24 protein-coding genes, 2 tRNA genes and 1 pseudogene are annotated in these 25,874 nt (G+C 40.1%); 26 read left to right on the top strand and 1 reads right to left on the bottom strand.

All coding sequences use genetic code 11. The annotated features are described in order from the left end of the window. Positions 1 to 2: 2 nt before the first annotated feature. The 6 genes from deoC (at position 3) to QEZ38_RS07135 (ending at position 5,879) form a co-directional block, all read left to right on the top strand. Positions 3 to 665, top strand: coding sequence for a deoxyribose-phosphate aldolase (deoC, locus tag QEZ38_RS07160; RefSeq protein ID WP_281335460.1), 663 nt, complete (start codon positions 3 to 5; stop codon positions 663 to 665). After that, entirely contained in the window at positions 652 to 1,041 is a 390-nt protein-coding gene (locus QEZ38_RS07155; RefSeq protein ID WP_248035447.1) for a cytidine deaminase, read from the top strand. The genes deoC and QEZ38_RS07155 overlap by 14 nt, the downstream gene beginning before the upstream one ends. 94 nt (positions 1,042 to 1,135) lie before the next feature. After that, complete coding sequence (locus QEZ38_RS07150) at positions 1,136 to 2,191, top strand: BMP family lipoprotein (RefSeq protein WP_045763743.1); 1,056 nt, start codon at positions 1,136 to 1,138, stop codon at positions 2,189 to 2,191. Positions 2,192 to 2,332: 141 nt separating this feature from the next. Further along, a complete protein-coding gene (locus QEZ38_RS07145; protein WP_281335459.1) occupies positions 2,333 to 3,862 on the top strand; it encodes an ABC transporter ATP-binding protein in 1,530 nt (509 codons plus the stop codon). After that, the gene (locus QEZ38_RS07140; protein ID WP_070888684.1) at positions 3,862 to 4,920 is read left to right on the top strand and encodes an ABC transporter permease; all 1,059 of its coding nucleotides are present in this window, start codon (positions 3,862 to 3,864) and stop codon (positions 4,918 to 4,920) included. The genes QEZ38_RS07145 and QEZ38_RS07140 overlap by 1 nt, the downstream gene beginning before the upstream one ends. A 2-nt stretch (positions 4,921 to 4,922) precedes the next feature. Next, positions 4,923 to 5,879 carry an ABC transporter permease gene (locus QEZ38_RS07135; RefSeq protein WP_049509105.1) on the top strand — a complete coding sequence of 319 codons (957 nt, stop codon included), beginning with the start codon at positions 4,923 to 4,925 and terminating at the stop codon, positions 5,877 to 5,879. A gap of 30 nt (positions 5,880 to 5,909) precedes the next feature. Here QEZ38_RS07135 and plsY read toward each other — a convergent pair whose 3' ends face one another. Then, positions 5,910 to 6,551 carry a glycerol-3-phosphate 1-O-acyltransferase PlsY gene (plsY, locus tag QEZ38_RS07130; protein WP_281335458.1) on the bottom strand — a complete coding sequence of 214 codons (642 nt, stop codon included), beginning with the start codon at positions 6,549 to 6,551 and terminating at the stop codon, positions 5,910 to 5,912. A gap of 215 nt (positions 6,552 to 6,766) precedes the next feature. Here plsY and QEZ38_RS07125 point away from each other — a divergent pair, with 215 nt between their 5' ends. From QEZ38_RS07125 to QEZ38_RS07030, 20 genes and pseudogenes are all read left to right on the top strand, one after another. Beyond that, a complete protein-coding gene (locus QEZ38_RS07125) occupies positions 6,767 to 7,408 on the top strand; it encodes an amino acid ABC transporter permease (protein ID WP_153224835.1) in 642 nt (213 codons plus the stop codon). Between the two features lie 10 nt (positions 7,409 to 7,418). Next, positions 7,419 to 8,048 (top strand): amino acid ABC transporter ATP-binding protein, encoded by a 630-nt coding sequence (locus tag QEZ38_RS07120; RefSeq protein ID WP_075231944.1) that lies wholly within the window; start codon positions 7,419 to 7,421, stop codon positions 8,046 to 8,048. Positions 8,049 to 8,057: 9 nt separating this feature from the next. Beyond that, on the top strand, positions 8,058 to 8,900 hold the full coding sequence (locus QEZ38_RS07115; protein WP_075231943.1) for an amino acid ABC transporter substrate-binding protein: 843 nt from the start codon (positions 8,058 to 8,060) through the stop codon (positions 8,898 to 8,900). 147 nt (positions 8,901 to 9,047) lie between these two features. Beyond that, the gene (parE, locus tag QEZ38_RS07110; protein ID WP_281335457.1) at positions 9,048 to 10,991 is read left to right on the top strand and encodes a DNA topoisomerase IV subunit B; all 1,944 of its coding nucleotides are present in this window, start codon (positions 9,048 to 9,050) and stop codon (positions 10,989 to 10,991) included. A 14-nt stretch (positions 10,992 to 11,005) separates the two neighbouring features. Continuing rightward, positions 11,006 to 11,932 (top strand): hypothetical protein, encoded by a 927-nt coding sequence (locus QEZ38_RS07105; RefSeq protein ID WP_281335456.1) that lies wholly within the window; start codon positions 11,006 to 11,008, stop codon positions 11,930 to 11,932. A gap of 186 nt (positions 11,933 to 12,118) precedes the next feature. After that, positions 12,119 to 12,442 (top strand): annotated as a pseudogene (locus QEZ38_RS07100) (GNAT family N-acetyltransferase); the annotation flags it as partial. Between the two features lie 16 nt (positions 12,443 to 12,458). Further along, positions 12,459 to 13,277, top strand: coding sequence for an aminoglycoside 6-adenylyltransferase (locus QEZ38_RS07095; RefSeq protein WP_281335454.1), 819 nt, complete (start codon positions 12,459 to 12,461; stop codon positions 13,275 to 13,277). Positions 13,278 to 13,463: 186 nt separating this feature from the next. Then, the gene (gene parC, locus QEZ38_RS07090; protein ID WP_281335453.1) at positions 13,464 to 15,941 is read left to right on the top strand and encodes a DNA topoisomerase IV subunit A; all 2,478 of its coding nucleotides are present in this window, start codon (positions 13,464 to 13,466) and stop codon (positions 15,939 to 15,941) included. A gap of 124 nt (positions 15,942 to 16,065) precedes the next feature. Further along, positions 16,066 to 17,088, top strand: a complete 1,023-nt coding sequence (locus QEZ38_RS07085) for a branched-chain amino acid aminotransferase (protein ID WP_281335452.1) — start codon at positions 16,066 to 16,068, stop codon at positions 17,086 to 17,088. A gap of 21 nt (positions 17,089 to 17,109) precedes the next feature. Further along, complete coding sequence (locus tag QEZ38_RS07080) at positions 17,110 to 19,077, top strand: peptide ABC transporter substrate-binding protein (RefSeq protein WP_281335451.1); 1,968 nt, start codon at positions 17,110 to 17,112, stop codon at positions 19,075 to 19,077. A gap of 34 nt (positions 19,078 to 19,111) precedes the next feature. Then, on the top strand, positions 19,112 to 19,801 hold the full coding sequence (locus tag QEZ38_RS07075) for a DUF969 domain-containing protein (RefSeq protein WP_281335450.1): 690 nt from the start codon (positions 19,112 to 19,114) through the stop codon (positions 19,799 to 19,801). Beyond that, positions 19,798 to 20,721: a DUF979 domain-containing protein gene (locus tag QEZ38_RS07070; RefSeq protein ID WP_281335449.1), complete on the top strand. Its 924-nt coding sequence runs from the start codon at positions 19,798 to 19,800 to the stop codon at positions 20,719 to 20,721. Before QEZ38_RS07075 ends, QEZ38_RS07070 begins: the two co-directional genes overlap by 4 nt. 13 nt (positions 20,722 to 20,734) lie before the next feature. Continuing rightward, positions 20,735 to 21,379, top strand: a complete 645-nt coding sequence (gene pcp, locus QEZ38_RS07065; protein ID WP_281335448.1) for a pyroglutamyl-peptidase I — start codon at positions 20,735 to 20,737, stop codon at positions 21,377 to 21,379. A gap of 134 nt (positions 21,380 to 21,513) precedes the next feature. Further along, a complete protein-coding gene (locus QEZ38_RS07060; protein WP_000037108.1) occupies positions 21,514 to 21,744 on the top strand; it encodes a DUF2969 domain-containing protein in 231 nt (76 codons plus the stop codon). A 49-nt stretch (positions 21,745 to 21,793) separates the two neighbouring features. Beyond that, positions 21,794 to 21,874, top strand: a tRNA-Tyr gene (locus QEZ38_RS07055). 9 nt (positions 21,875 to 21,883) lie between these two features. Continuing rightward, positions 21,884 to 21,955 (top strand) — tRNA-Gln (locus tag QEZ38_RS07050). A gap of 163 nt (positions 21,956 to 22,118) precedes the next feature. Then, a complete protein-coding gene (rpsA, locus tag QEZ38_RS07045) occupies positions 22,119 to 23,321 on the top strand; it encodes a 30S ribosomal protein S1 (protein ID WP_001001618.1) in 1,203 nt (400 codons plus the stop codon). Positions 23,322 to 23,406: 85 nt separating this feature from the next. After that, a complete protein-coding gene (locus QEZ38_RS07040) occupies positions 23,407 to 23,904 on the top strand; it encodes a GAF domain-containing protein (RefSeq protein ID WP_281335447.1) in 498 nt (165 codons plus the stop codon). Next, positions 23,904 to 25,559, top strand: coding sequence for a DNA polymerase III subunit gamma/tau (gene dnaX, locus QEZ38_RS07035; RefSeq protein ID WP_281335446.1), 1,656 nt, complete (start codon positions 23,904 to 23,906; stop codon positions 25,557 to 25,559). The genes QEZ38_RS07040 and dnaX overlap by 1 nt, the downstream gene beginning before the upstream one ends. 22 nt (positions 25,560 to 25,581) lie before the next feature. Next, complete coding sequence (locus tag QEZ38_RS07030; protein ID WP_281335445.1) at positions 25,582 to 25,776, top strand: DUF3272 family protein; 195 nt, start codon at positions 25,582 to 25,584, stop codon at positions 25,774 to 25,776. The last annotated feature ends 98 nt before the right edge of the window (positions 25,777 to 25,874 follow it).

The raw sequence follows: 25,874 nt of genomic DNA, 5'->3' as shown, positions 1-25,874 counted from the left end.
AAATGAAATTAAATAAATACATTGATCATACGCTTTTAAAACAAGATGCAACAGTGGAACAAATTGATCGTTTGTTATCTGAAGCCAAAGACTATGATTTTGCCAGTGTTTGTGTCAATCCGTGCTGGGTTGCTCATGCCAAATCTGGTCTAGAAAATACTGATGTCAAGGTTTGTACGGTTGTAGGCTTTCCTCTTGGAGCCATAACATCTGCTGTTAAAGCCTTCGAAACTAAAGAAGCTATCCAAAATGGTGCTGATGAGATTGATATGGTCATCAATGTTGGAGCACTCAAGTCTGGGAATGCTGATTTAGTTGAGTCAGATATTCGAGCAGTTGTTGAAGCAAGTGGAGACAAACTGGTTAAGGTTATTATTGAGGCTTGTTTGTTAACTGATGAAGAAAAAGTTCAGGCTTGCCAGCTAGCCCAGAAAGCAGGAGCAGACTTTGTCAAGACGTCAACAGGCTTCTCAACAGGTGGTGCAACCCTACCGGATGTTAAATTAATGCGCCAAACAGTTGGACCTGATATGGGGGTTAAAGCTGCTGGTGGTGCTCGTTCTTATGCAGATGCTGTTGCCTTTGTTGAAGCTGGAGCTACTCGTATCGGAACATCTTCTGGTGTAGCAATCTTAAAAGGAGAGTTAGCAGATGGCGACTACTGAGTTGATTGACTTAGCGATTGAGACTAGTCAAAACGCCTATGTACCCTATTCACACTTTCCAATCGGTGCCGTTTTGGTTGCTAAGGATGGAAGCGTCTATACAGGATGCAATATTGAAAATGCTAGCTACCCCTTGACCAACTGTGGTGAGAGAACAGCTATTTTTAAAGCTGTTTCTGAAGGACAACGGGAGTTTTCAGAATTGATTGTTTATGGTCAAACTGAGAAACCTATTTCTCCATGTGGAGCTTGTCGCCAAGTTATGGTCGAATTTTTTGAACAAGATCTAAAGGTGACCTTAGTTGCCAAAGATAAATCGACGGTCGAGATGACGGTCGGGGAATTACTTCCATACTCATTTACAGACTTGCATTAGTTAGTCTGCGTCACTCCCTGAGTGACAAGGGTCCTTGTGACCAATCAATCCATACTTGCAACTTCGTTGCGCATCTTATTTAGGAGGTTCAGTAATGAACAAGAAACAATGGCTAGGCCTTGGTCTAGTTGCAGTAGCAGCATTTGGACTTGCTGCATGTGGTAATCGCTCTTCTCGTAACGCAGCATCTTCATCTTCTGATTTGAAGACTAAAGCAGCTATCGTTACAGATACTGGTGGTGTTGATGATAAATCATTCAACCAATCAGCTTGGGAAGGTCTTCAAGCTTGGGGTAAAGAGCACAATCTTGCAAAAGATAAAGGCTACACATACTTCCAATCAACAAGTGAAGCTGACTATGCTAACAACTTGAACCAAGCAGCAGGAAGCTACAACTTGATTTATGGTGTTGGTTTTGCCCTTCACAATGCAGTTGAAGAAGCAGCGAAAGAACATGCAGACTTGAACTATGTTTTGATTGATGATGTGATTAAAGATCAAAAGAACGTAGCAAGTGTAACATTTGCTGATAACGAAGCAGCTTACCTTGCAGGTGTAGCAGCAGCTAAAACTACTAAAACAAAACAAGTTGGTTTTGTAGGTGGTATGGAATCTGAAGTTATTTCTCGTTTCGCAGCTGGTTTCAAAGCTGGTGTTGAGTCAGTTGACCCATCTATCAAAGTACAAGTAGACTACGCTGGTTCATTTGGTGATGCCGCTAAAGGTAAAACAATCGCTGCAGCTCAATACGCTGCAGGTGCAGACGTAATCTACCAAGCAGCTGGTGGTACTGGTGCAGGTGTCTTCTCAGAAGCTAAATCTTTGAATGAAAGCAAAAACGAAGGCGAAAAAGTTTGGGTTATCGGTGTAGACCGTGACCAAGTTGAAGAAGGTAAATATACTTCTAAAGATGGTAAAGAATCAAACTTCGTACTTGCTTCTACTTTGAAACAAGTCGGAACAACAGTTCAAGATATCGCAAACAAAACTGAAAAAGGTGAATTCCCTGGCGGTCAAGTGATCGTTTACTCATTGAAGGATAAAGGGGTTGATCTAGTAACAACTAACCTTTCTGAAGAAGGTAAAAAAGCTGTTGAAGATGCAAAAGCTAAAATCCTTGATGGAAGTGTAAAAGTTCCTGAAAAATAATGGATGAAAGTCATTTCTTAGGGGAGCGGCCTGTGGCCGCTTCTTTAAGAATTGAGACAAAGTGTTTTGTCTCAATAGAGCTTGCTAAGTTTCTTTAGCAGGTTTTATTGAAACAAAATAAAACTCTGAAAGGAAGAGCACATGGCACACGAAAATGTCATTGAGATGCGTGAAATTACCAAAGTTTTTGGTGAATTTGTCGCTAACGACAAAATTAACCTAGAACTTCGTAAAGGTGAAATTCATGCACTTTTAGGAGAAAATGGAGCTGGTAAGTCCACTCTTATGAACATGCTAGCAGGGCTTCTAGAACCAACTAGTGGTGAAATTGTGGTTAACGGTCAAGTTGTAAAACTAGACTCGCCATCAAAAGCCGCTAGTCTAGGGATTGGAATGGTTCACCAACACTTTATGTTGGTAGAGGCTTTCACTGTTGCTGAGAATATCATTTTAGGAAGTGAATTGACTAAAAATGGTGTCCTAGATATTGCTCAAGCAAGTCGAGAGATTCTTGAATTATCAGAGCGTTATGGACTAGCTGTGGATCCTTCTGCCAAAGTAGCAGATATCTCTGTTGGTGCTCAACAACGTGTTGAAATTTTGAAGACACTTTATCGTGGTGCCGATATTCTTATCTTTGACGAACCAACTGCTGTTTTAACGCCATCAGAAATCGATGAGTTGATGGCTATCATGAAAAACTTGGTCAAAGAAGGCAAATCAATTATCTTGATTACCCACAAGTTGGATGAAATTCGTGCGGTTTCTGACCGCGTTACAGTTATCCGTCGTGGGAAATCAATCGAAACAGTTGAGATTGCTGGTGCGACTAACGCTGACTTGGCTGAGATGATGGTGGGACGTTCTGTTTCCTTCAAAACTGAGAAGCAAGCACCACAACCTAAAGAAGTCGTTCTTTCCATCAAAGACTTGCTTGTTCATGAAAACCGTGGCGTTCCTGCTGTTAAAAATCTTTCACTCGATGTTCGAGCTGGTGAGATTGTCGGAATTGCCGGAATTGATGGAAATGGTCAGTCTGAATTGATCCAAGCTATCACAGGACTTCGTAAGATTGAGTCTGGTAGTGTGGAATTGAAAGGCCAGTCCATTGTAGGATTGCATCCACGTCAAATTACTGAACTGAGCGTTGGTCACGTTCCGGAAGACCGTCACCGTGATGGTTTGGTCTTGGAAATGATGATTTCTGAAAATATCGCTCTTCAAACCTATTATAAAGAACCTCTTAGCAAGAAGGGAATTTTAAATTATACGAATATCCTTGACTATGCAAAAAAATTGATGCAGGAGTTTGATGTTCGTGCTGCTAGTGAGATTGTTCCTGCTTCTGCCCTTTCTGGAGGAAATCAACAAAAAGCAATTATCGCTCGGGAGATTAATCGAAATCCGGATCTCCTCATCGTCAGCCAACCAACTCGTGGTTTGGACGTCGGTGCCATTGAGTACATTCACAAACGCTTGATTCAAGAACGTGATAATGGGAAAGCTGTCCTTGTAGTCAGCTTTGAACTAGATGAGATTCTAAACGTATCAGATAGAATCGCTGTTATCCATGATGGTAAGATTCAAGGGATTGTAACGCCAGAAACAACCAACAAGCAAGAACTTGGTGTCTTGATGGCTGGTGGTGAATTGGAAAAAGGAGTAGAGTGATGTCTAAAAAATTACAACAAATTTCGGTTCCCTTGATTTCTGTTATCCTTGGAATCTTGCTTGGAGCCATCGTCATGTGGATTTTTGGCTATGATGCTATTTGGGGTTATGAAGAGTTGTTCTACACAGCCTTTGGTAGTGTTCGTGGTATTGGTGAAATCTTCCGTGCAATGGGGCCATTAGTCTTGATTGCTCTTGGATTTGCAGTTGCGAGTCGTGCCGGTTTCTTTAATGTCGGGCTTCCAGGACAAGCACTCGCTGGTTGGGTTATGAGTGGCTGGTTCGCTCTTTCAAATCCAGATTTGCCACGTCCATTGTTGATTCTTGCGACAGTTGTCATTGCGCTGGTGGCTGGAGGAATAGTTGGTGCCATTCCTGGTATTTTAAGAGCCTATCTTGGAACATCTGAAGTCATCGTAACCATCATGATGAACTACATTGTTCTCTATACAAGTAATGCCTTTATCCACTCTTTCCCTAAAGATATCATGCAAAGTACTGACTCATCAATTCGAGTAAGTGCAAACGCAACTTATCAAACACCTTGGCTTGCTGAGTTAACTGGAAACTCTCGTATGAATATTGGGATTTTCTTTGCTATCATTGCAGTTGCAGTAATCTGGTTCTTGCTTAAGAAGACAACTCTCGGTTTTGAAATCCGTGCAGTTGGTCTCAATCCAAATGCTTCTGAATACGCAGGTATTTCAGCTAAACGAACCATTATTCTATCAATGATTATCTCAGGTGCTCTTGCAGGTCTAGGTGGAGCTGTAGAAGGACTTGGTACCTTCCAAAACGTCTATGTTCAAGGTTCATCATTGGCAGTCGGATTTAATGGTATGGCGGTCAGCCTACTTGCTGCAAACTCACCAGTTGGAATTCTATTTGCAGCCTTCTTGTTCGGAGTACTTCAAGTTGGAGCCCCTGGTATGAATGCTGCTCAAGTACCATCTGAGCTTGTAAGTATTGTTACAGCCTCAATTATCTTCTTTGTCAGCGTTCACTACATCATCGAACGCTTTGTCAAACCAAGAAAACAACTTAAAGGAGGTAAATAAGGATGTCGATTACAACAATGCTAACCCTTATGGTTTCTTCAATGTTGATTTACTCAGCACCACTTATTTTTACAAGTATCGGAGGCGTTTTCTCTGAACGTGGTGGAGTTGTTAACGTTGGACTTGAAGGAATCATGGTCATGGGTGCCTTCTCTGGAGTTGTTTTTAACCTTGAATTTGCACAAGATTTGGGAGCATTAACTCCTTGGTTGGCTCTTCTAGTTGGTGGATTAGTCGGAGCTATCTTTTCACTGATTCACGCAGTAGCTACAGTTCATTTTCGTGCTGACCATGTTGTCAGTGGTACCGTACTTAACTTGATGGCGCCAGCCTTGGCAGTCTTCTTGGTGAAGGTGCTTTATAACAAGGGACAAACGGATAACTTAACGCAAACTTTTGGACGTTTTGATTTCCCTCTTTTGGCTAATATCCCAGTTATCGGAGATATCTTCTTCAAGTCAACAAGTTTACTTGGTTATCTAGCAATTGCCTTCTCATTCTTAGCATGGTTTGTCCTCTTTAAAACTCGCTTTGGGCTTCGCCTCCGTTCAGTTGGTGAACATCCACAAGCAGCAGATACTTTGGGGATAAATGTCTACAAGATGAGATATCTTGGAGTTGTGATTTCAGGTTTCCTTGGAGGAATCGGTGGAGCTATCTACGCTCAGTCAATTTCCGTTAACTTCTCAGTTACAACTATCGTTGGACCTGGATTTATCGCACTTGCTGCTATGATCTTCGGTAAATGGAATCCTGTTGGTGCTATGCTTTCAAGTCTCTTCTTTGGACTATCACAAAGTTTAGCAGTTATCGGTTCTCAACTTCCTTTCTTGCAAGGAGTCCCAGCCGTTTACTTGCAAATTGCACCATATCTCTTGACCATTGTCGTACTAGCAGCCTTCTTTGGTAAAGCTGTTGCACCGAAGGCAGATGGTATCAACTATATCAAATCTAAATAAACAAAAAAGCGTCGGTTTGAAACTGACGCTTTATTTTTTAGGTTTTTGATGGGTAAGATTTAGTCCCCAAGGAACAAGATTTTCTGTTTTATTACGAATACGATTGATGTTATCCTTGTGGCGAATGATAATTAGACTTGCGAGGGCTAGGATAATCACTACAAATAATAAATCGTAACTTGGCAGTAGGAAACTGATAAGTGGAAAGAGAATAACCCCAAGTACAGCAGCAAGGGCAGCAGTAACACTAGAGAGAGAAATCATACTTCCTAGATAAAGAGTTCCAAAGAAGACAACTGCTAGATAGAGGCAAAATAGAGGAGCAAATCCGAAAATGACTCCAGCACTGGTTGCGACAGCCTTACCTCCCTTAAATCCTGCAAAAATTGGGAAAGTATGTCCGATTACGGCTAAGAGACCAAAAATGAGAGGAGAGATTCCTTGTACATGGAAGATAAGGGGAAGCAGGGTTGCGATGGTTCCTTTGAAAAAATCAATCACGAAGGTTGCCATACCCGCTTTCTTACCTAAAATACGGAAGGTATTGGTTGTTCCAGTATTGCCAGAACCATGTTCTCTTAGATTGATGTTAAAGAATATTTGTCCAATCCACAAGCCTGAAGGAATTGAACCCAATAAATAAGCTAAAATTAATAATACTATTGTCATCATGCTTCTATTATATCATGAAATAGGAGAGAAACGGAAAGGAATCTCTTCTCAAATTGTGACATCTGATTCTTTATGTAAGTAGAAAATTTTTCTCATGAACACTATTGTTCGGAAATCAAGGTTAAAGTTTTAAAAATTCATGAAAGTTTCTGAAATTCTTTGATTTTGTGTTTATTTATGCTATAATGAGAACAATTATTTTTAGGAGGTGGAATATGTCTTACTTATTTGAGATATTACCAAGTTTATTGAGCGGTGCGACAATGACCTTACAAGTTTTTGCACTGGTCTTACTTTTTTCAATCCCTTTAGGCATTTTGGTTGCTTTTTGCTTACAGGTGCATTGGAAACCCCTCCATTACATGATTGACATCTATATCTGGGTGATGCGTGGAACACCCTTACTCCTACAGTTGATTTTTATTTATTATGTCCTCCCAAGTATCGGAATTCGACTTGATCGGGTACCAGCAGCGATTATTGCCTTCACGCTTAATTATGCGGCCTACTTTGCAGAAATATTCCGTGGAGGGATTGCAACCATTCCTCAAGGGCAATATGAGGCAGCTAAGGTTTTGAAATTCAAACCTATCGATACCGTCCGCTATATTATCTTGCCACAAGTGACCAAGATTGTTTTGCCAAGTGTATTTAACGAAGTTATGAGTCTGGTTAAGGATACTTCACTGGTCTATGCGCTCGGTATTTCTGATCTGATTCTAGCTAGTCGTACTGCAGCCAATCGTGATGCCAGCTTGATTCCAATGTTTCTAGCAGGAGCTATCTATCTTCTCATGATTGGTATTGTTACGATTATAGCTAAGAAACTTGAGAAGAAGTTCAGCTACTATAGATAGGAGGTTATCCATGTTAGAGTTAAGAAATATCAGCAAAAAATTTGGAAAAAAAGAAATTTTATCCAATTTCAGTTTAACAATTCCTGAAAAGCAGATTTTGGCCATCGTTGGACCTTCTGGTGGTGGGAAGACAACCTTGCTTAGAATGTTAGCTGGACTTGAAACCATTGATTCAGGTGAGATTTTTTATAATGGAGAATCCCTACCTTTGGATGAACTTGAAAAGCGTCACTTATTAGGTTTTGTTTTTCAAGATTTTCAGCTTTTTCCTCACTTATCCGTTATGGAGAACTTGATTTTGTCACCCATCAAAACTATGGGGCTGTCTGAAGCAGATGCCAAGAAGAAGGCAACCGACTTACTCGCTCGTCTGGGGCTCGAAGCTCACGCAGATGCTTATCCATACTCATTATCTGGTGGTCAAAAGCAACGTGTTGCCTTAGCACGCGCTATGATGATAGATCCTGAAGTGATTGGTTATGACGAACCAACTTCAGCCCTTGACCCAGAGTTGCGTCTCGAGGTTGAAAAACTGATTCTACAAAATCGGGAACTAGGCATGACTCAGATTGTGGTAACCCACGATCTCCAGTTTGCAGAAAATATTGCAGATCAGATTCTCAAAGTAGAGCCTAAGTAGGAGGTGTCTATGAATCGAAAGAAAATCACACTTGTTTTGGTATTCTTACTTGCTTTTTTCCTAGTAGGATGCACACAAAAAGCTAGTGATCCCAAAGTTGATAATTGGGACAAGTACCAAAAACAAGGCACGATAACCATTGGATTTGACAATACCTTTGTTCCCATGGGGTTTGAAGAAAAAAATGGTCAGTATGCTGGATTTGATATTGATTTAGCCCAAGCTGTTTCTGAGAAACTTGGTTTCAAGGTACAGTTTCAACCCATTGATTGGGATATGAAGGAAACCGAACTTCAAAACGGGACCATTGATGCAATCTGGAATGGATATTCGGCGACTGATGAACGCCGTGAGAAAGTAGCTTTTACCATTCCTTATATGGAGAATCAGCAGGTTCTCGTTTCTAAAAAATCGCAAAATATCCAATCAGTGTCTGATATGACAGGCAAGGTTTTGGGAGCCCAAGCAGGTTCCTCTGGTTATATAGATTTTGAAGCTCAACCGGAACTCTTAAAAAATATTGTAAAAGATAAGAAGGCAAACCAATATCAAAGTTTTACAGAAGCCTTGATTGACCTGCAAAATGATCGGATTGATGCTCTTTTAATTGACCGTGTTTATGCCAACTATTATCTTAAAACGGAAGGAATCTTGGACCAATATGAGATTTTTCCAGCCGGTTTTGAGAGTGAGTCATTTGCGGTCGGAGTAAGACCAGCGGATAAGACCTTATTAGCCAATTTGAATGAGGCTTTTGTGGAACTCTATCAAGAAGGAAAATTCCAAGAAATTAGCCAAAAATGGTTTGGTGAAGATATTGCAACAAGTCAAGTTAAAGGAAAAGAAAACTGAGACTCTCGTCTTGGTTTCTTTTTTTAGGGCGGGAATGAGTGATTTTTTTACTAAATAGGACTTGTGAATAGGCTTTTAACTTGAAAATTTTGCAAAATCCTTAGAAAACCTGTAAAATAGAAAAGATGAACAAATAGGAGGTTCCTTGTGTCAAAAAAGGAAATCAATATTAACAATTATAATGATGACGCCATTCAGGTGCTAGAAGGGTTGGATGCAGTCCGTAAACGTCCAGGGATGTATATCGGATCGACTGACGGTGCTGGGCTACATCACCTTGTTTGGGAAATTGTCGATAATGCAGTCGATGAAGCCTTATCTGGATTTGGTGATCGCATTGATGTAACGATTAATAAAGATGGAAGTTTAACGGTTCAAGACCACGGACGTGGGATGCCGACTGGGATGCACGCTATGGGGATTCCAACGGTTGAGGTCATCTTTACCATTCTCCACGCTGGAGGAAAATTCGGTCAAGGTGGTTACAAGACTTCTGGCGGTCTCCACGGGGTTGGTTCTTCTGTTGTGAATGCCCTCTCTAGCTGGCTCGAAGTAGAAATCACTCGTGATAGTGCAGTCTACAAGCAACGCTTTGAAAATGGTGGGAAGCCAGTAACCACTCTTGAAAAGGTTGGAACGGCACCTAAGTCTAAAACAGGTACCAAAGTGACCTTTATGCCGGATGCTAGTATCTTTTCTACGACAGACTTCAAGTACAATACCATTTCAGAGCGTCTCAATGAGTCAGCCTTTCTCTTGAAAAATGTAACCTTGTCATTAACGGACAAACGAACAGATGAAGCAATTGAATTCCATTATGAGAATGGGGTACAAGACTTTGTTTCTTACCTCAATGAAGACAAGGAAACCTTGACGCCAGTCCTTTACTTTGAAGGCGAAGATAATGGTTTCCAAGTAGAAGTAGCCCTCCAGTATAATGATGGATTTTCAGATAACATCTTGTCCTTTGTCAATAATGTCCGTACCAAAGACGGTGGAACGCATGAGACAGGACTCAAGTCAGCCATTACCAAGGTTATGAATGACTATGCACGTAAGACGGGGCTTCTCAAAGAAAAAGATAAAAATCTTGAAGGTTCAGATTACCGTGAAGGGTTAGCGGCTGTTCTTTCTATCCTAGTTCCCGAAGAACATCTTCAGTTTGAAGGACAGACTAAGGACAAACTTGGAAGTCCACTAGCTCGTCCAGTTGTAGATGGGATTGTGGCTGATAAGTTGACTTTCTTCCTTATGGAAAATGGGGAATTGGCTTCGAATCTGATTCGTAAAGCCATCAAGGCCCGTGATGCCCGTGAAGCAGCACGTAAAGCGCGTGATGAGAGCCGAAATGGTAAGAAAAATAAAAAAGACAAAGGCTTGTTGTCTGGAAAATTGACTCCAGCTCAATCTAAAAATCCAGCTAAGAACGAACTCTATCTGGTCGAGGGGGACTCTGCCGGTGGATCTGCCAAACAAGGTCGTGACCGTAAGTTTCAGGCTATTTTGCCTCTTCGTGGTAAGGTCATCAATACAGCCAAGGCCAAGATGGCGGATATCCTCAAAAATGAAGAAATCAATACCATGATTTATACCATCGGGGCTGGTGTTGGGGCAGATTTCTCCCTTGAAGATGCTAACTATGACAAGATCATTATCATGACCGATGCGGACACCGATGGTGCCCACATTCAAACCCTTCTCTTAACCTTCTTTTATCGCTACATGCGTCCACTAGTCGAGGCAGGACATGTCTATATCGCCCTCCCTCCTCTTTATAAGATGTCCAAAGGTAAAGGCAAGAAAGAAGAAGTAGCCTATGCTTGGACGGATGGCGAACTAGAAGAACTTCGCAAGCAGTTTGGCAAAGGCGCCACCCTACAGCGCTACAAGGGGCTTGGTGAGATGAATGCGGACCAACTCTGGGAAACAACCATGAACCCAGAAACCCGAACTCTCATTCGTGTCACCATCGAAGACTTAGCACGCGCCGAACGCCGCGTCAATGTCCTCATGGGAGACAAGGTCGAACCACGCCGTAAGTGGATTGAGGATAATGTCAAGTTTACGCTGGAAGAAGCTACAGTGTTTTAAGGAAAGGAGTGTTAATGTTTTTAAAGAAAACTCAATTTTTTGCTGGAAATGGTAATAGTAATTTAGCGAATATTGATTGGCTAAAAATAATTCCTATAATAGTTTCTTTATTAGCACTTGGTTTATCTGGATATAGTTTTTGGATAAATTATAATAGAACGAAATATATGGATACTACCAATTTTCATATTATACAAAATTTTTGGCAGGAAAACCCCAGCTATACTCTTTACAATGAGTCAACTAAGCCACTAACTTCTCCACCGCACCCAACTTATTTGATGTATATTCCGTCAGTCATAAAAAGAGGGGAGACAATTTTTCTTGTTCTTTTACCAATTTCTTATGAGAATGTAAAAAGTCAAACTTTAACAGGAAAAACTATTGATGAGGTGATGACTTCTACTCTTCCAAAAAATTTCTATGCAAAAAAAGGAATGCGAGATGTGAATGAAAGTCATTTAGGTAATGATGTAAAAATACGAACTTATCCATCTCTACTCATTGGTACACAGGTTCAATATTCATATAAAGATAATCCAAAAGATTTGAAAAAAATTACTTTTCTTTCAATGAGTGTAGGAGATAAAATTGAGATTAGTGAAGAGGAATGGGAGGATTTAAAAAATTATACAAAAAATATAGATTCAATAAAGGGAAATGAAGTTAAAATAAATGGGGAACAAAGCATCTATGAGACAGCACATAACTATTTAGTAAATGAGTTTAAGAGGATAAATTCAGATGATGACAAAGTTAATTTATTAGCATTGGCTGGTTTGAAGCTTGACTCTGATACACTAAAAAGTAAATTAGAAACAATAAATAATTTCATGGATATTTTGAAAACTCCTGATGAGGATAATTTTCACTCGATAGCCTATAAATTATTACACAAATACCGTATTTTACCGCAGGATCCATTAGTACCAGATTATTAACCCCAAAAATCATCTAATTAAAAACCTACCAGCGATTTATTTTCAAAAAAGTGACTGGCAGAAAAAAGTCAGCTTACCTGTCTCATGGGAGAGACTGGCACAAAAATTTTTAAAAAGAAAAGGAAAAGAAAAATGAAAAAAGTATATGAAGTAAAAAGTTTGTCCCTGAGTGACTTAGACAATTAGGAGTTTATCGGCTTGGTAGGTCTGCACCATTCGGATTTACAGATTTTTGCTGGAAAAGAAGCTGTAGAAATAGGCTGGTGTCTGCGAAAAGAGTTTTGGAATCGTGGTTATGCGACGGAGGATGCCCAAGCCTGTCTAGACTTCGCTTTCCAGCAAGCTGGCTTATCAGAAGTTTACTCTTTTACAACCTTGCTCAATCTCCCTTCGCAAAAAGTCATGCAAAAGCTAGGCGTGGAATTTGTCAAAGAATTTGATAATGAAAAAGTTCCAGCAGTCAGTCCGCTTTATAGACATACTCTTTACAGAATCAAGAGTTTTCACTAAAAAGGCAGGTATTCCCATGAGAACTGAAACAGAAATGCTCGATGTAATTTTACAGACTGCCGAAACTTTAAAAGTAGATGCTGTCGCTATGTCTGGTTCACGGACAAACCAAAATGTCACAAAAGATGAATTTCAAGACTACGATGTGGTCTATGTCGTGGACGACTTAGATAATCTAACAAGCAATCTTGCTTGGTTGGACCAGTTTGGCAAACGTATCATTGAGCAGCATAATATCCTAGGCAACCGTCGTCTCTTCCTCATGCTTTTTGATGATGGTAATCGAATTGATCTAACCCTCTGCCCAAAAGAACACATGAAAGAGTGGGTGGATAGCGAAGCGGATTTCACGGTGCTGGATGACCCGCAGGGGCTTTTTGACTCTTATGCACCGACACCTAAGCGCTATTGGACGAATCCAGCTAGTGAGACAGATTTTGAAAAAGCCTGCAATGAATTTTGGTGGGTTTCCGCCTATGTGGTCAAGGGAATCTGTCGCAAGCAACTTCTTTATGCGACTGACCATCTCTACGATATTTGCCAGCAAGAACTCTTGAAGGTCTTGGCTTGGCTGGTCGCAAGTGATAGGGGAACAGTCGATATTGGTAAGAACTACAAGTATCTTTTCCAGTATTTACCTACAGAGAAAGAGAAGGAAATCTCTACTCTCCTTGATTTTTCAAGTGTAGAAAAACTTACTCAGTCATTGTTTGCTACGATGCAATTTTTCCACCAAGAGGCTCAATCTCTTGCTCAAAAGATGGGCTTTGACTATGATAAGGAAGTAGCTGAGAAGATGATGAGATATGCTAAGGAAAAACTTCCTGATCACTAAGCAAATAAAGAACACAAATTATAACTTTAAACTACAGAAAGGATCGTTTAGTTATTTGTAGTAACTGAACACGGGACTAAGACCTAGGAAAAAAGATAAATCGCTTTGGGTTCATTGAACCCTGCATCGATTTCCTATTTTTCTACAGAAATTTTCGGCAGGCCGAATCGTCCCTTTGTATCTTATATGAGTAATATCCAAAATATGTCCTTGGAGGACATCATGGGAGAGCGCTTTGGTCGCTACTCCAAATACATCATTCAAGACCGGGCTTTGCCAGACATTAGGGATGGATTGAAGCCGGTTCAACGCCGTATTCTTTATTCTATGAATAAGGATGGCAATACCTTTGACAAGAGCTACCGTAAGTCAGCCAAGTCTGTCGGGAACATCATGGGTAATTTCCACCCACACGGAGATTCTTCTATCTATGATGCCATGGTCCGTATGTCTCAGGACTGGAAAAACCGTGAGATTCTAGTTGAAATGCACGGAAACAACGGTTCAATGGACGGAGATCCACCTGCGGCTATGCGTTATACGGAAGCTCGTTTATCAGAGATTGCAGGCTACCTTCTTCAAGATATCGATAAAAAGACAGTTCCCTTTGCTTGGAACTTCGACGATACCGAGAAAGAGCCAACTGTCTTGCCAGCAGCCTTTCCAAACCTTTTAGTCAATGGTTCAACAGGTATTTCAGCTGGTTATGCCACAGATATTCCACCGCATAATTTGGCAGAAGTTATCGATGCTACAGTCTACATGATTGATCACCCAACTGCTAAGGTCGATAAGTTGATGGAATTCTTGCCTGGGCCAGACTTTCCTACAGGAGCTATCATCCAAGGTCGTGACGAGATCAAAAAGGCCTATGAAACTGGTAAAGGGCGCGTGGTTGTTCGTTCTAAGACAGAAATTGAGAAGCTTAAAGGTGGTAAGGAGCAAATCGTTGTCACTGAGATTCCTTATGAAATTAATAAGGCTAACTTGGTCAAGAAAATTGATGAAGTTCGTGTCAATAACAAGGTGGCAGGCATTGCTGAGGTTCGTGACGAGTCTGACCGTGATGGTCTTCGTATCGCTATCGAGCTAAAGAAAGATGCAAACACTGAGCTTGTTCTCAACTATCTTTTCAAGTATACTGACCTACAAATCAACTACAACTTCAACATGGTGGCTATTGACAATTTCACACCTCGTCAGGTTGGAATTGTGCCAATTTTGTCTAGCTATATTGCCCACCGTCGTGAAGTGATCTTGGCGCGTTCTCGCTTTGATAAGGAAAAGGCTGAAAAACGTCTCCATATTGTGGAAGGTTTGATTCGTGTTATTTCGATTTTGGACGAAGTCATTGCTCTTATCCGTGCTTCTGAGAATAAGGCTGATGCAAAGGAAAACCTTAAGGTCAGCTATGATTTTACAGAAGAGCAGGCTGAGGCTATTGTAACCTTGCAACTTTACCGCTTGACCAATACAGACGTGGTTGTCTTGCAGGAAGAAGAAGCAGAACTTCGTGAAAAGATTGCTATGCTTGCAGCTATCATTGGTGACGAACGAACAATGTACAATCTCATGAAAAAAGAGCTTCGTGAGGTTAAGAAGAAATTTGCGACACCTCGATTGAGTACTTTAGAAAATACAGCAAAAGTCATTGAGATTGATACAGCAAGTCTTATCGCTGAAGAAGATACTTATGTCAGCGTGACTAGGGCAGGTTATATCAAGCGTACTAGCCCTCGTTCCTTTGCAGCTTCAACGCTGGAAGAAATTGGCAAGCGTGATGATGATCGTTTGATCTTTGTTCAATCTGCCAAGACAACCCAGCATCTCTTGATGTTCACGACTCTTGGAAATGTCATCTACCGTCCTATCCATGAATTGGCAGACATTCGTTGGAAGGATATCGGGGAGCATCTGAGCCAGTCTATTACAAACTTTGAAACCACTGAAGAAGTACTTTACGTCGAAGTGGTGGATCAGTTTGACGATGCGACGACCTACTTTGCAGCGACTCGCCTTGGACAAATCAAACGGGTAGAACGCAAAGAATTCTCTCCATGGAGAACCTATCGTTCTAAATCTGTCAAGTACGCTAAGTTGAAAGACGATACTGACCAGATTGTAGCAGTAGCTCCGATTAAATTGGATGATGTTCTGTTGATCAGTCGAAACGGTTATGCCCTCCGCTTTAACATCGAAGAAGTGCCAGTTATCGGTGCCAAAGCTGCAGGGGTCAAAGCCATGAATCTCAAAGCAGATGATGTGATACAAGCAGCCTTTATCTGCAATACATCTTCTTTCTATCTTTTAACGCAACGTGGAAGCTTGAAACGTGTTTCAACAGAGGAAATTCCAGCAACCAGTCGTGCCAATCGTGGCCTTCAAGTCTTGAGAGAATTAAAGAGTAAACCCCATCGCGTATTCTTGGCTGGAGCGGTCTCAGAACAAGGATTTGTTGGAGATCTCTTTAGTACAGAAGTAGAAGATGGAGAACAAACACTTGTGATTCAATCAAATAATGGAACGATTTACGAATCAATCCTACAAGATTTGAATCTATCAGAACGTACAAGCAATGGAAGCTTTATCTCAGATACTATTTCTGATGAAGAAGTTTTTGATGCTTATCTCAAAGAAATCTTTAAAGAAATCAAAGAAAATTAAAAATCGGTCCTAGTGACTGATTTTTTATAAGTAAAATTTTCAGAAAATTACAAATAATACTTGAATTTTTAGGAGAATAGTGTAGAATAGAACACAAAGCTTGATTAGAATAAAGGAGATTGTCATGACAGTTACGATCGATTGGGAAAATCTCGGTTTTTCCTATATGAAACTACCTTATCGTTATATCGCTTATTTTAAAGATGGACAATGGACTCAAGGAGAATTAACAGAAGATGCAACCTTGCATATCTCAGAATCATCTCCAAGCCTTCACTATGGACAACAAGCATTTGAAGGATTGAAAGCCTATCGTACAAAGAATGGCAGTATTCAACTCTTCCGTCCAGATGAAAATGCTAAACGTCTGCAACGTACCTGTGATCGTCTCTTGATGCCACAAGTTCCAACAGAAATGTTTGTAGAGGCGTGTAAAGCAGTTGTTCGTGCCAATGAAGAATACGTACCGCCTTATGGGACAGGTGGAACCCTTTACCTCCGTCCACTCTTGATTGGTGTTGGAGATATCATTGGGGTAAAACCAGCTGAGGAGTATATTTTTACCATCTTTGCTATGCCAGTTGGAAATTACTTTAAGGGTGGATTGGTTCCAACAAATTTCTTGATTCAAGATGAGTATGACCGTGCTGCACCAAATGGAACAGGGGCTGCCAAGGTCGGTGGGAACTATGCAGCTAGTCTTTTGCCAGGAAAAATGGCTAAATCCCGTCATTTCTCAGATGTTATTTATCTTGACCCATCAACTCACACCAAGATTGAAGAAGTTGGTTCAGCAAACTTCTTTGGAATTACAGCTGATAATGAGTTTGTAACCCCATTGAGTCCATCAATCTTGCCATCAATTACCAAGTACTCATTGCTTTACTTGGCAGAGCATCGTTTGGGCTTGAAACCTGTTGAGGGGGATGTACCAATTGATAGTTTGGATCGATTTGTAGAAGCAGGTGCCTGCGGTACTGCAGCAGTAATTTCACCTATTGGGGGAATCCAACACGGTGATGACTTCCATGTGTTCTACAGTGAAACAGAGGTTGGTCCAGTAACTCGTAAACTATACGATGAATTAACAGGTATCCAATTTGGTGACATTGAAGCACCAGAAGGCTGGATTGTAAAAGTAGATTAAAAATTATTAAAGGAGTTCTTTATGAAAACGAAAAAGTGGATGTTAACAGCAGGAGTGGTCCTGAGTACAGCAGTTCTTCTTGTAGCTTGTGGGAAAGCTGACAAGGAAGCAGATGCGCCTACAACTTTCTCTTATGTCTATGGAGTAGACCCATCATCTTTGGACTACAGTATCGCAACTCGTACTTCAACAACTGATATCATCGGTAACGTCGTTGATGGTTTGTTGGAAAACGATGAATATGGGAATTTGATTCCTTCCCTCGCTGAGGATTGGAGTGTCTCACAAGACGGTTTGACTTATACTTATAAACTTCGTAAAGGGGTTAAATGGTATACTTCAGAAGGTGAAGAATACGCTGAAGTTACTGCGCATGACTTTGTTACTGGGTTGAAACACGTAGCAGATGGCAAATCAGACGGTGTCACTCTTATTCAAAACTCAATCAAGGGCTTGAATGAATATATGACTGGTGAGACTAACGACTTCTCAACAGTTGGAGTTAAGGCAGTGGATGATTATACTGTTGAGTACACTCTAAACGCACCTGAAACTTTCTGGAATTCAAAAGTAACTTCAGCAACTATGTTGCCAGTAAATGAAGAATTCCTCAAAGCATCAGGTAAGAATTATGGAACGGTCAGCCCAGCAGGTATTCTTTATAATGGTCCATATATCTTGAAGACATTGACTTCAAAATCTTTAATCGAATATGAAAAGAACCCAAATTATTGGGATAAAGAGAAGGTTAAAATCGAGAAAGTTAAATTAACTTACTATGATGGATCAGACCAAGAATCCTTGATCCGTAGCTTCTCTTCGGGTGTTTACACAACAGCTCGCCTCTTCCCAAGTAGCTCAAACTTTGCTTCTACTTTGGAACAATACGGGGATAAAATTACATATAGTCCACAGGATTCAACTAGTTACTACTTTACCTTTAATGTAAACCGTCAATCTTTCAATAAGACAGCGAAAACAAGTGAAGAACAGAAAACTTCTACAAAAGAAGCAATGTTGAACAAGGACTTCCGTCAAGCCATCAACTTTGCCTTCAACCGTCATTCTTATGCTGCCCAGCTCAATGGTGAAGATGGTGCGGACAAGATTATTCGTAATAGCTTAGTACCAGATAACTTTGTACAATCTGGTGGTAAAAACTTTGGTGATATTGCTCAAAAAGAATTGATCAACTATGGAGACCAATGGAAAGGTGTTGAGCTTGTAGACGGAAAAGATACCATCTACAATCCTGACAAAGCCAAGGCTTCATTTGAAAAAGCTAAGAAAGAATTGGAATCAAAAGGTGTAACCTTCCCAATTCACTTGGATGTCCCAGTTGAACAGACAAATACAATTGCTGTTCAGCAAAGCAATTCCTTCAAGCAATCAATCGAATCAACTCTTGGTTCTGAAAATGTCGTAATCGATGTTCTTCAAATGACTGACAATGAAAAGGAAAGTATTACATCACAAGCGCGTGTACCTGCTCAAAAAGACTATGATTTGAACAGTACTGGATGGGCTCCAAGTTATCAAGATCCGGCAAGTTATCTCAATATCATGGATCCTAAGACCGGTTCTGCTATGAAACACCTTGGTATTACTAAAGGAAAAGATAAGGAAGTAGTAGCTCAACTTGGTTTGGACCAATATAAGAAACTCTTAGATGATGCAGTTTCTGAGACAAACGACTTGAACAAGAGATATGAAAAATATGCTAAAGCCCAAGCTTGGCTCACAGATAGTTCTCTCTTGATACCGACAGCTTCATCAGGTGGTTCACCTGTTGTTAGCAACATCGTTCCTTTCTCAAAACCATACTCACAAGTAGGTATTAAGGGGGATCCATACATCTTCAAGGGAATGAAATTGCAAAAAGAGATTGTAACTGCTAAAGAATATCAAGCAGCTCTTGAAAAATGGCAAAAAGAAAAATTGGAATCAAACAATAAATACCAAAAAGAATTAGAAAGTCATGTCAAATAAAACAGACTAGTACTTTTGGAATAAAGGGGCCTATATGGAATGGATTAAACTAATAGGGATATTTATCATTGTGGTTGGTTTTATCTATAAGTTAGATACAATCGCAACGGTAGTCTTAGCTAGTTTAGTTACCGCTCTAGTTTCTGGAGTTTCTCTTGTTGAATTCTTGGAAATTTTGGGAAAAGAATTTAGTAATCAACGAGTTCTTACGATTTTTATGGTAACCTTGCCACTGGTAGGTTTATCTGAAACTTTTGGCCTCAAGCAACGTTCGATTGATTTGATTCAAAAGATTAAAGGTCTGACCGTAGGAAGTTTTTATACAGTGTATTTCTTTTTTCGGGAACTCGATAGCTTCTTTGCCATCCGTCTAGGAGGACATCCGCAGTTTGTAAGGCCTTTGGTTCAACCCATGGGACAAGCAGCAGCAGAGTCTCAATTAGGTAGAAAATTAACGGAGCAGGAGAGTGAAGCGCTAAAAGCGCGTGCAGCAGCAAATGATAATTTTGCAAATTTCTTTGCTCAGAACACTTTCGTTGGTGCAGGTGGTGTCCTCTTGGTGGGGGGCACTCTGGACCAATTAGGTTATGAAAGTAATTATGCAGGCATCGCTTCGGCTTCGCTTATTGTTGCAGGAGTGGCCCTACTTGTGGTAGGAATTTACAATTACCTGTTTGATAGAAAACTGCTAGTGAAAAAGCTTAGTAAAGGAAAAGAAGAATGAGCAATCTAGCAAGTCAGTTATTAGAGTTGACCTATATTGTGATTGGTTGTCAATTCCTTCATACGGCTTATTGTAGCTATAAAGATAAAACAAACCCAGTTCGCTTTGGAACAGCTGGGTTTTGGGCTTTATTGGGCATCAGTTTTATCGGTGGATCTTATCTACCTTCTATCTGTATTGGAGTTATCGTAGTGCTATTAGCACTACTAACTCTCTTTAAACAGGTTCGTATCGGAACCTTACCGTCTCTGGATGAAGTCAAGGCAAACATTGAAGCGAAACGACTAAAGAATAAAATTTTTATTCCGGTCATGTTAATGGCTTTGATTGCTTTGGTATTAGCAAAAATGATTCCTGACTTTAGTAAGATTGCTATCAGCCTTGCAGCATTTTCTGCAACCATCTCTCTTTTATTGATTACTAAGAGTTCTCCTAAAAACTTGTTAGCAGAAAATAATCGCATGGTTCAGCAAGTCTCTACTAGTGGGATTGTGCCTCAACTTTTAGGGGCTTTGGGAGCAATTTTTACCGTTGCAGGCGTTGGAGACTTGATTTCGCATTTAATCAGCGGTCTAGTTCCTTCGGGTAGTCGTTTTATGGGTGTAGTGGCTTATGTCCTTGGGATGGTTCTATTCTCCATGATAATGGGGAATGCATTTGCAGCCTTCACAGTTATTACTGCTGGAATTGGTGTTCCCTTTGTATTTGCCTTAGGAGCTGATCCAATCGTGGCTGCAGCTCTAGCGATGACGGCAGGTTGCTGTGGAACCTTATTGACTCCAATGGCGGCTAACTTTAATGCTTTACCGGCAGCTCTCCTGGATATGAAAGATCCAAATGGGGTTATCAAAGCGCAAATAGGAGTAGCTGTTATCATGATTATCATCCATGTATTTTTGATGTACTTTTTGGCATTTTAGCAAAGGAAATAAAATGAAAATATTAGTAACAGGTTTTGACCCTTTCGGTGGTGAAAAGGTCAATCCAGCCTTGGAAGCTGTTAAATTATTACCGAAAGAAATCCATGGGGCTGAGGTTTATTGGGCAGAAATCCCAACGGTCTTTTATCAATCAGCAGAGGTTTTAGAAGCGGAAATCGTTCGATATCATCCAGATGCTGTGCTTTGCATCGGACAGGCAGGAGGAAGAGCTAGTCTAACTCCTGAGAGAGTCGCTATCAATCAAGATGATGCTAGAATTCCAGATAATCAAGGAAATCAGCCGATTGACACTCCAATTCGCCTTGATGGAGAAGTTGCCTATTTTAGCACACTCCCTATTAAAGCGATGGTACAAGCCATAAAAGAAGAAGGGCTACCAGCTACAGTTTCAAATACAGCAGGAACTTTTGTTTGCAACCATTTGATGTATCAGGCTCTCTATTTAGCGGATAAGAAATTTCCCCATATGAGAGCAGGTTTTATGCATATTCCCTATATGACAGAACAGGTGATAAATAAATCTAATACAGCATCTATGAATTTAACTGATATCGTCAGAGGTATCGAAGCTGCGATTGGTGCCATCGTAGATTATAAAGATAAGGACATAAAATTAGTGGGTGGAACAACCCACTAACAATGAGTCTTCCCTAGATTAAAAAATTAGATTCTCTCACAAAAACTCTTTATCAAGGCTGCCCTTATAAAGAGTTTTTTCTTGCCAGTTTTTTAAATTTCTTGTACAATAGGAAGAGTGAAAAGAGGTATCGTATGAGTAAAAAAGATAAAAAAATTGAAATTCAATTAACAGACGCAACTGTTTTAGTTGGTAAGGAAAAGTATGAAGGGTATACTTTAACGATTGGTAAAAAGGTTATTGGTGAAATTGCTGAACTAGATAATCAATTTGCAATCATAAAGAATGGAAATGTCGATAGTTTTTATAAAAAACTTGAAAAAGCTGTGGAAATTTTGATTGAAAACTATAATTTAGCAAAATAAAGCTTGTTTTTTGTGAATTTTCATGATATAATAGTTTTTGTTGAACATTGGAGAGATAGCGAAGAGGCTAAACGCGGCGGACTGTAAATCCGCTCCTTCGGGTTCGGGGGTTCGAATCCCTCTCTCTCCATTTCACTTTTGGGGTATAGCCAAGCGGTAAGGCAAGGGACTTTGACTCCCTCATGCGTTGGTTCGAATCCAGCTACCCCAGTTCTTAGGTAATAAATTCAAGATAAAAAGAAAAATATCTTAGGGTATTTTATTTTTATAATTGAAAGACGTGAACGATATGAACATGTCCTTGCGGGTGCTTAGGAAAAAAATTATAAGTATGTCAAGTTTAAGAAAAACTTGATTGTTGGAGGATTTTTTAGATGAACGAATTTGAAGATTTGCTAAATAGCGTTAGCCAAGTTGAGCCAGGTGATGTTGTTAGTGCTGAAGTATTGACAGTTGATGCTACTCAAGCTAACGTTGCAATCTCAGGAACTGGTGTTGAAGGTGTCTTGACTCTTCGCGAATTGACAAACGATCGCGATGCAGATATCAATGACTTTGTAAAAGTAGGTGAAGTATTGGATGTTCTTGTACTTCGTCAAGTGGTTGGTAAAGATACTGATACAGTAACATACCTTGTATCTAAAAAACGCCTTGAAGCTCGCAAAGCATGGGACAAACTTGTAGGGCGCGAAGAAGAAGTTGTTACAGTTAAAGGAACTCGCGCTGTTAAAGGTGGACTTTCAGTTGAATTTGAAGGCGTACGTGGATTTATCCCAGCTTCAATGTTGGACACTCGTTTTGTACGTAACACTGAGCGTTTTGTAGGTCAAGAGTTTGATGCTAAAATCAAAGAAGTTGATCCTAAAGAAAACCGCTTCATCCTTTCACGTCGTGAAGTTGTAGAAGCAGCAACTGCAGCAGCTCGTGCTGAAGTATTCGGTAAATTGGCTGTTGGTGATGTTGTAACTGGTAAAGTTGCACGTATCACAAGCTTCGGTGCTTTCATCGACCTTGGTGGTGTTGACGGATTGGTTCACTTGACTGAATTGTCACACGAACGTAACGTTTCACCAAAATCAGTTGTAACTGTTGGTGAAGAAGTTGAAGTGAAAATCCTTGATCTTAACGAAGAAGAAGGACGTGTATCACTTTCACTTAAAGCTACAACACCTGGACCATGGGATGGCGTTGAGCAAAAATTGGCTAAAGGTGATGTTGTAGAAGGTACAGTTAAACGTTTGACTGACTTCGGTGCATTTGTTGAAGTATTGCCAGGTATCGATGGACTTGTTCACGTATCACAAATTTCACACAAACGTATTGAAAATCCAAAAGAAGCTCTTAAAGTTGGTCAAGAAGTTACTGTTAAAGTTCTTGAAGTTAACGCTGATGCAGAACGCGTTTCACTTTCTATCAAAGCTCTTGAAGAACGTCCAGCTCAAGAAGAAGGACAAAAAGAAGAAAAACGTGCTCCACGTCCACGTCGTCCAAAACGTCAAGAAAAACGTGACTTTGAACTTCCTGAAACTCAAACAGGATTCTCAATGGCTGACTTGTTCGGAGACATCGAACTTTAATTCATTCGAATTTGAAAAAAATCCTTTGTTTTTAAAACAGAGGATTTTTCTTTTTTCTACTAGTATTTTTTGATATAATGGTTTTATGTTATATTCAGAAAAAGAATCACTTTATCAAACAATAAATGAACAGCTCTCTTATCTTTTAGAAGGAGAGCCCAATGTTTTGGCTAATTTATCAAATGCTAGTGCCCTCCTAAAAACAAACTTTCCCAATACTGTTTTTGCAGGTTTCTACCTATTCGATGGGAATGAACTGATCTTGGGACCCTTTCAAGGCGGAGTTTCTTGTGTACGAATCGCTCTTGGAAAAGGTGTCTGTGGAGAATCGGCGGCTAGTCTTCAAACAGTTATTGTTGGTGATGTAAAGACCTATCCAAACTATATTTCTTGCGATAGTAGTGCTCGTAGTGAAATTGTTGTGCCAATGGTCAAAGATGGACAACTTCTGGGTGTATTGGACTTGGATTCATCTCTTGTCGATGATTATGATGAACTGGATCAGAAGTATTTAGAAGAGTTTGTAGCTATTTTGTTAGATAAAACTGAATGGAACTTTTCAATGTTTGAGGAGAAAGCGTAATGTATCAGGCCCTTTATCGAAAATATAGAAGCCAAACCTTTTCACAGCTAGTAGGTCAAGAGGTGGTAGCAAAAACTCTCAAACAAGCTGTTGAACAGGAAAAAATAAGCCACGCCTATCTATTTTCAGGACCCCGCGGAACTGGAAAAACCAGTGTAGCTAAGATTTTTGCTAAGGCCATGAATTGCCCTAATCAAGTAGGGGGAGAACCTTGTAATAACTGTTACATCTGTCAGGCAGTTACAAACGGTAGTTTAGAGGATGTTATCGAAATGGATGCAGCCTCTAACAATGGGGTTGATGAAATTCGTGACATCCGTGATAAATCAACTTATGCTCCGAGTGTTGCCCACTATAAGGTTTATATCATCGACGAGGTCCATATGCTTTCAACAGGAGCCTTTAATGCTCTTTTGAAAACTCTTGAGGAACCAACTCCAAATGTTGTCTTTATCCTAGCAACGACAGAGCTCCATAAGATTCCTGCAACCATTTTATCTCGGGTTCAACGCTTCGAGTTCAAATCTATTAGAACTCAGGATATTCGAGATCATATCTTCCATATTTTAGAGAAGGAAGGGATTGATTATGAGTCTGAAGCTGTTGAGATTATTGCTCGCCGAGCCGAAGGTGGTATGCGGGATGCCTTGTCCATCTTAGACCAGGCCTTGAGTTTGACGCAGGAATCTAGATTGACGACAGCAGTTTCTGAGGAAATCACTGGAACCATTAGTCTAAGTGCTTTGGATGATTATGTGGCTGCTTTGGCACAAAAGGATGTGGCTCGTGCTTTGGAAAATCTTGATTTGATTTTTGATAACGGAAAGAGCATGACCCGTTTTGTGACAGATTTGTTGCAATATTTACGAGATATTTTGATTGTCCAAACTGGTGGGGAGAATACTCACTATAGTGATCTCTTTAAGGATAACCTAGGTCTTTCACAGGCTGTTTTGTTCGAGATGATTGGAATTGCAACAAGTAGTTTAGCTGATATCAAGGCTAGTTTACAACCTAAGATTTATGCTGAAATGATGACTATTCGTCTAGCTGAGCTTGAAGTTAAGCCTGAAATAACAGGTCAAGTCGCTGGTGAATTGGCATCACTAAGAGAAGAAGTTGCGCGATTGAAACAGGCCCTAGCAAATGTTAATACGAGTCCCAAGCAGGCTACACCAACACCAAGTCGCCCAGTTAACACCAAGTCAGTCTACCGTGTAGATCGCAATAAGGTTCAATTTATTCTTCAAGAAGCTGTTGAAAATCCTGATTTGGCACGTCAAAATCTAATCCGTCTTCAAAATGCTTGGGGAGAAGTTATTGAAAGCTTATCAGGTCCTGATAAGGCACTTTTAGTTGGCTCTCAACCTGTTGCGGCCAATGAACATCATGCGATTCTTGCTTTTGAATCTAACTTCAATGCTGGCCAGACCATGAAACGTGATAATCTGAACACCATGTTTGGCAATATCCTTAGTCAAGCAGCGGGATTTTCACCAGAGATTCTTGCTATTTCCATGGAAGAATGGAAAGAAGTTCGCGCAGCCTTTTCTGCCAAAGCCAAATCTTCTCAAACTGAAAAAGAAGCAGAAGAGAGTCTGATTCCAGAAGGATTTGAATTTTTAGCTGATAAAGTAACCATGGCAGAAGATTAAAAGGATATTGTGACATAATACGATGAACAGACAACAATTTATAATCATGGCCTTCTTTACTGCTGCCGAGACTTATTATTTCAATGAGTCTATCATGGCACAACGGTATATTATGGCCTTGCTCTGGGCTATTTTAATCCTGAGAAATTTTCGAGTAAGCTATATCATGGGGAAAATTGTCAATGCTATAGATGACCATTTTAAAGGAAAGAAGTAACCCTCAGCTTCTAGACAAAATTAAAGCCTTTTAGGCTTTTTTTTGTTATACTATTAAAGTATATTTATTGACATTTTATCGTTTTTTACTAGAAAAAT

This window comes from Streptococcus taonis, from assembly GCF_029948085.1.
Lineage (GTDB): Bacteria > Bacillota > Bacilli > Lactobacillales > Streptococcaceae > Streptococcus > Streptococcus taonis.
Note: the sequence above shows the minus strand (reverse complement) of the source record. Positions and strands in the feature narration are given on the sequence as shown.